The 5265-nt window shown below is 72.0% G+C and carries 7 protein-coding genes; 3 read left to right on the forward strand and 4 right to left on the reverse strand.

Features of this window, described 5'->3' with window-relative positions:
* Both C5F48_RS21650 and C5F48_RS21655 read left to right on the forward strand, forming a co-directional pair.
* On the forward strand, positions 1-871 hold an 871-nt coding region (locus tag C5F48_RS21650), incomplete at its 5' end, for an acetate--CoA ligase family protein (RefSeq protein WP_181247750.1).
* Positions 868-1653 (forward strand): carnitinyl-CoA dehydratase, encoded by a 786-nt coding sequence (locus tag C5F48_RS21655; RefSeq protein ID WP_107665825.1) that lies wholly within the window; start codon positions 868-870, stop codon positions 1651-1653. The genes C5F48_RS21650 and C5F48_RS21655, both read left to right, overlap by 4 nt.
* Positions 1654-1669: 16 nt before the next feature.
* Here C5F48_RS21655 and C5F48_RS21660 read toward each other — a convergent pair whose 3' ends face one another.
* Complete coding sequence (locus tag C5F48_RS21660) at positions 1670-2059, reverse strand: hypothetical protein (RefSeq protein ID WP_107665826.1); 390 nt, start codon at positions 2057-2059, stop codon at positions 1670-1672.
* 190 nt (positions 2060-2249) lie between these two features.
* Here C5F48_RS21660 and C5F48_RS21665 point away from each other — a divergent pair, with 190 nt between their 5' ends.
* Positions 2250-2783: an isochorismatase family protein gene (locus C5F48_RS21665; RefSeq protein WP_107665827.1), complete on the forward strand. Its 534-nt coding sequence runs from the start codon at positions 2250-2252 to the stop codon at positions 2781-2783.
* On the opposite strand, the gene C5F48_RS21670 is transcribed toward C5F48_RS21665, so the two are convergent.
* Genes C5F48_RS21670 through C5F48_RS21680 form a run of 3 tightly spaced genes read right to left on the reverse strand, consistent with a single transcriptional unit; the run spans position 2784 to position 5151 of the window.
* On the reverse strand, positions 2784-3506 hold the full coding sequence (locus tag C5F48_RS21670) for an ABC transporter permease (RefSeq protein WP_107665828.1): 723 nt from the start codon (positions 3504-3506) through the stop codon (positions 2784-2786).
* A complete protein-coding gene (locus C5F48_RS21675; protein WP_107665829.1) occupies positions 3503-4219 on the reverse strand; it encodes an ABC transporter ATP-binding protein in 717 nt (238 codons plus the stop codon). The genes C5F48_RS21670 and C5F48_RS21675 overlap by 4 nt, the downstream gene beginning before the upstream one ends.
* A complete protein-coding gene (locus tag C5F48_RS21680; protein WP_107665830.1) occupies positions 4216-5151 on the reverse strand; it encodes an ABC transporter substrate-binding protein in 936 nt (311 codons plus the stop codon). Before C5F48_RS21680 ends, C5F48_RS21675 begins: the two co-directional genes overlap by 4 nt.
* Positions 5152-5265: the final 114 nt, after the last annotated feature.

A 5265-nucleotide genomic window follows, 5' to 3' on the forward strand; every position in this document is an offset into this window, starting at 1 on the left:
GCCGCGCGGCGACCGCTGCGATGCGAGCTCCTTCGAGCCCGCTTTGCAGGCCATCGTCGCAGCGGCGAAGGCCACGGGCAAGCCCGCCTTCCCGGTCGCCTCGCTGCCGGAGAATTTCGGCGAGGCACGGGCGGCGGCGATGCTGGCGGAGGGCATCGTGCCGCTGATGGGGCTGGAGGCGGCACTGGGAGCCCTGCGCGCCGCATCGACCCCGGCAGGGTTGGCGGGCTGGCGACCGGAGCCCACATTGCCGGAAGCCGGAACGCGGCTGCTCGACGAGGCGGAGGCCAAGGCGCTGCTGGCGCGCGCCGGGATCGCCGTGCCGCGCGGGGTGCAGGCGGAGAGCCTCGCGACCCTCGGGCCGCTGGCCGAGGGGCTGGTGCGGCCGCTGGCGCTGAAGGGGCTGGGGTTCGCCCACAAGACCGAGGCCGGGGCGGTGCGGCTCGGTTTGCAGACGCTCGACGACGAGCCGGAGATGCCCGGCGCCACCGGCTATCTGGCCGAGGAGATGGTGACGGGCGGGCTGGTCGAGATGCTGGTCGGGCTGCAGCGCGATCCGGTCTATGGGCTCACCCTGACCCTCGGCATGGGCGGGGTGACGGCGGAGCTTCTGGCCGATACGGTGACGCTGGTGGTGCCCGTAAAGGCGGCGGAGGTCGAAGCGGCGCTGCGCGGGCTGCGGCTCTGGCCGCTGCTTGACGGCTACCGGGGTCGGGCCCGGCCCGATGTGGAAGCGCTGATCGAGGCGGTGCTGGCGTTGCAGGCGCTGATGCGGGCGCGACCCGACCTGCGCGAGATTGAAATCAACCCGCTGATCCTCCGCGCGTCAGGCGCGGTGGCGGTGGATGCACTGATACGGGAGGCGACATGACCGAGACACCGATCAAGACACGGCGCGAGGGCGGCATTCTGGAGGTCACGCTCGACCGTCCGAAGGCCAATGCCATCGACCTCGTGACCAGCCGGATCATGGGCGAGACCTTCCGCGCCTTCCGCGACGACGACAGCCTGCGGGTCTGCATCCTGCGGGCGGAGGGCGAGAAGTTCTTCTGCCCCGGCTGGGATCTGAAGGCGGCGGCGGGCGGCGATGCGGTGGACGGCGACTATGGCGTCGGCGGCTTCGGCGGGCTGCAGGAACTGCCGAACCTGAACAAGCCGGTGATCTGCGCCGTCAACGGCATCTGCTGCGGCGGCGGGTTGGAACTGGCGCTGAGCTGCGATCTGATCCTCGCCTCCGAAACCGCGACATTCGCGCTGCCCGAGATCCGCTCGGGCACGGTGGCGGATGCGGCCAGCATCAAGCTGCCGAAGCGCATCCCCTATCACGTGGCGATGGACCTGCTGCTGACCGGGCGCTGGTTCGATGCCGAGGAGGCGCTGCGCTGGGGGCTCCTGAAGGAGATCACCACGCCGCAGGATCTGCTGCCCAAGGCCTGGGCGCTGGCGCGGATGCTGGAGAGCGGCCCGCCGCTGGTCTTCGCCGCGATCAAGGAAGTGGTGCGCGAGGCCGAGGACATGCGTTTCCAGGACGCGCTGAACCGGATCACCAAGCGGCAGTTCCCGACGGTGGACCGGCTCTATTCCTCCGAGGATCAGCTGGAAGGCGCGCGGGCCTTCGCCGAGAAGCGCGATCCGGTCTGGAAGGGGCGGTAGGGCCGGCCCGCGGGGCTCAGGCGGCTCTGATCGAGGCGACCGGCTTCGCCTTCGCCTTGCCGCTGCCGGAGGCGGTGACGGCCTTGCCGCAGCGCGCCATCAGGTCGAGGCTCTCCTGCGCATCCGCCGTCATCCGCTCCACCGAGCCAGCGTACCAGTCGCGGCCGGCGCGCAACGACTGCAGCAGGTCCGGCGTCGCCATGTTGGCCGCGGCGGCCACGCCGGTGCGCAGCGCCTCCTGCCGGCGTTCCAGCCAATGCTGGCCATAGTCCTGCAGGTCGCGGGCCAGTGCGGCCTGCGCCTCGATCAGGCGCTGGCCGAAGACCATGCCGGCGGGGACCAGCTCCATCAGGGCCTTGGGCGGGGTCATCAGGGCGAGGGAAACATCGGGTTTGGTGGCGGTCATGCGTCGTCCTCCGGGGCAGGGAAAGAGCCGTCGAGCGAAGAGCGGGGGCGCGGCCCATCACGGTCATGCGGCCACGCCTCCCGAGCCTGTCCGATCCCGGTCGCAAGTCAACGGAAATCTGGTCGGGCACGGCGGGCTGGCGCGGTTCCGCCGGCTCTGCTAGCGATTGCAGCAGGACAGGAGGCGGATCATGCTGACCTTGGAGGCGGCGCGTTCGGAGTTGCTGATCATCGACATCCAGACCCGGCTGATGCCGGCGATCCAGGAGGGGCCTGCGGTGCTCGCCCGGGCGCGGCAGCTGGTGACGGCCGCCGACCGGCTGGGCGTGCCGCTGCTGGCGACCGAGCAGAACCCGGCGGGGCTCGGCCCGACGGTGGCGGGGCTGCTGCCGGAGGGCACCGAGGTGTTGCCCAAGATGAGCTTCGACGCGCTGGGCGCGCCCGCCATTGCCGCGCGGCTGACCGGCGATCGCACCCTCGTCGTCGCCGGCTGCGAGGCGCATGTCTGCGTGTTGCAGACCGTGCTCGGCCTCCTGCAGCGCGGTCGCCGGGTGCAGGTGGTGGCCGATGCGGTGGGGTCACGCCATGCCGCCAACCGCAAGGCGGCGCTGAAGCGGATGCGGCAGGCGGGGGCGGGGATCGTCACCACCGAGATGGTGCTCTTCGAATGGCTGGGCAGCGCCGAGCATCCGGCCTTCCGCGAGATCGTGGCGCTGATCAAGTAGTCAGACCCGCTCCAGCCGCGCGGCCAAGAGGCCCGTCGCCCGCGTCAGGCCGAAGGTCAGCGCCGACAGCACGACGAGCGCCGCGAACATCAGCGGCGTCTTGGCGCTGCCATTGGCCAGGAGCATCAGATAGCCGAGCCCGCGCGACGCCCCGACCCATTCGCCCAGCACCGCCCCGATCGGCGCATAGACCGCCGCCAGCCGCAGCCCCGAGGCCAGCCCGGGTCGTGCCGCGGGCAGGCGGATCAGCCAGAGCAGTCGCCCCCGCCGCGCCCCCATCACCTTGGCCAGATCAAGGAGCTCCGCCGGGGTGCGCAGCAGCGCGTCGAGAAAGGCCGAGGCGACCGGGAAGAACACCACCAGCACCCCCGTCGCCAGTTTCGAGCCGAAGCCGTAGCCGAGCCAGAGCGTCAGCAGCGGCGCGAGGGTGAAGATCGGCACGGTCTGCGAAAACACCAGCACCGGCCGCACCAGCCGCAGCGCCGTTTCGGACCAGGCGAGCCAGAGGCCGAGCAGCACCCCCAGCGCCGCGCCGCAGATCAGGGCGGCCAGCATCTCGGCGAAGGTCACCAGCCCATGCGCCGCCAGCATCGCCCGGTTCTGCCACAGCGCCGCGCCGATCTCCGACGGCGCGGGCAGCAGAAAGCGGGGGACGCCGGTCAGCTGCACCAGAAGCTGCCAGAGCAGCAGGGCGGCGATCAGCGGCGGGGCGGCGCGGGTCATGCGGCGAGCAGCCGCGCCAGAAGCCCGGCCTGCGCCTGCAGCAGCGCGGGGGCGGTGGCGTCGCGTGGCGGCGGACCTTCGGGGGCTGCGGCCTCGGCCAGACCGGCGCGCGTCAGGATCAGGATGCGCTGGCCCAGCCGGGCGGCCTCGGCGGCGTCATGGCTGACCATCAGCACGGTGCGCCCCGTGAGCAGCCGCGCCGCCAGCGCCTGCATCTCGCTGCGGGTGCGGGCGTCGAGCGCCGAGAAGGGCTCGTCGAGCAGCACCACCGGGCGGTCCTCCATCAGCGTCCGCGCCAGCGCCAGCCGTTGCCGCTGCCCGCCCGAAAGCTGCCCGGGCTTACGCCGCTCCATCCCCGCCAGCCCGACTTCGGCCAGCAGCCGCAGGGCGCGGGCCGGGTCGGCGCGTTCGCCGCGCAGCCGGGCGCCGAGGCAGATGTTGTCGAGCGCCGTGGCCCAAGGCAGCAGGAGGTCGGTCTGCGCCATCAACGCGACGCGGCCCGCCAGCGGCTGCCCGTCGCTTGCGCCAAAGCCGCCCGAGACCTCGGCGCGCGAGAGCCCCGCAAACAGACGCAGGATCGTGGTCTTGCCGACCCCCGAGGGGCCGAGCAGCACCGTCCAGCATCCGGCCTCGGCGCGGAACGACAGCGGGCCGAAGAGTGCGCTGTCGCCGAAGCGCGCGCTGCCGTCGAGCCAGAGGCCGGGAGGGGTCACTCGGCCACCGGGGGCAGGGTGAGCGCCAGATCCTCCACCGGCTGCGGCGCGGGGATCAGCCCGGCCTCGGCGAGGAAGGCCGAGAAGGCGCTGTAGCGCTTGGCGTGAAGCTCTGCCGGATGGGCGGCGAAGAAGGGCACGGTATCGACCCAAGCCCGGGCGTTCAGCTCGTCCTGCAGCTCTGGCGCGGTGGCCGAGAAGATCTGCCACGCGGCTTCCGGATCGGCGGCGATGTCGGCGGCGGCCTCTTCGGTCGCGGCGAGGAAGCGGGCGATGGCGTCGCCGTTCATCGTCTCGGGGTTGGCGACATAGACCAGCTCCTCGTAGCTCGGCACGCCGACCTCTTCCACCGCGAAGCAGCGGCCGGGGCGCTCTTCGATCTCCATCTGGTTCAGCTCGAAATTGCGGAAGGCGCCGATCACCGCATCCACCTGCCCCGACATCAGCGCGGGCGACAGCGACCAGTTGACGTTCACCAGTTCCACATCCGCAGGCGTCAGCCCGGCCTCGGCGAGGATCGCGCCGATCAGCGCCTCGTGGATGCCGCTGACCGAGAAGCCGATGCGCTTGCCGCGCAGGTCGCCGAGCTCCTGCACCGGGCCGTCCTGCAGCACCAGCAGGCAGTTCAGCGGTGTGCCGATCAGCGTGCCGACCCGGCGCAGCGGCAGGCCCTCGGCCACCATCAGATGCAGCTGCGGCTGGTAGCTGACCGCCAGATCCGCCCGCCCTGCCGCCGCCATCTTCGGCGGATCGGCCGGATCGGCGGGCGGCACGATCGTCACCTCCAGCCCGCGCTCGGCGAAATAGCCCTTCTCCTGTGCGATTATGATCGGCCCGTGGTCGGGGTTCACGAACCAGTCGAGCATGACGGTGAACTCCTCCGCCGAGGCGGGGGTGGCGAGGAGGAGGGCGGCGAGGGCGAGAGGTTTCATGCTGGGTCCTTCGAGGGGTCGCCCATGGCGACGAGGGCAAGGGGGAGGTCGGTCAGCCCCAACAGACGCTCCGCCCCGTGCCAGGAGCGCAGGCCGGAGCGGCAGACGAGGCAG

This window comes from Cereibacter changlensis JA139 (assembly GCF_003034985.1).
Classification (GTDB): Bacteria; Pseudomonadota; Alphaproteobacteria; order Rhodobacterales; family Rhodobacteraceae; genus Cereibacter; species Cereibacter changlensis.

Excerpts from the sequence above, each read along its gene's own strand:
- C5F48_RS21670 (WP_107665828.1), bottom strand. The coding sequence starts at position 3,506 with ATGACCCGCGCCGCCCCGCCGCTGATCGCCGCCCTGCTGCTCTGGCAG.
- C5F48_RS21680 (WP_107665830.1), bottom strand. The coding sequence starts at position 5,151 with ATGAAACCTCTCGCCCTCGCCGCCCTCCTCCTCGCCACCCCCGCCTCG.
- C5F48_RS21655 (WP_107665825.1), top strand. The coding sequence starts at position 868 with ATGACCGAGACACCGATCAAGACACGGCGCGAGGGCGGCATTCTGGAG.
- C5F48_RS21665 (WP_107665827.1), top strand. The coding sequence starts at position 2,250 with ATGCTGACCTTGGAGGCGGCGCGTTCGGAGTTGCTGATCATCGACATC.
- C5F48_RS21660 (WP_107665826.1), bottom strand. The coding sequence starts at position 2,059 with ATGACCGCCACCAAACCCGATGTTTCCCTCGCCCTGATGACCCCGCCC.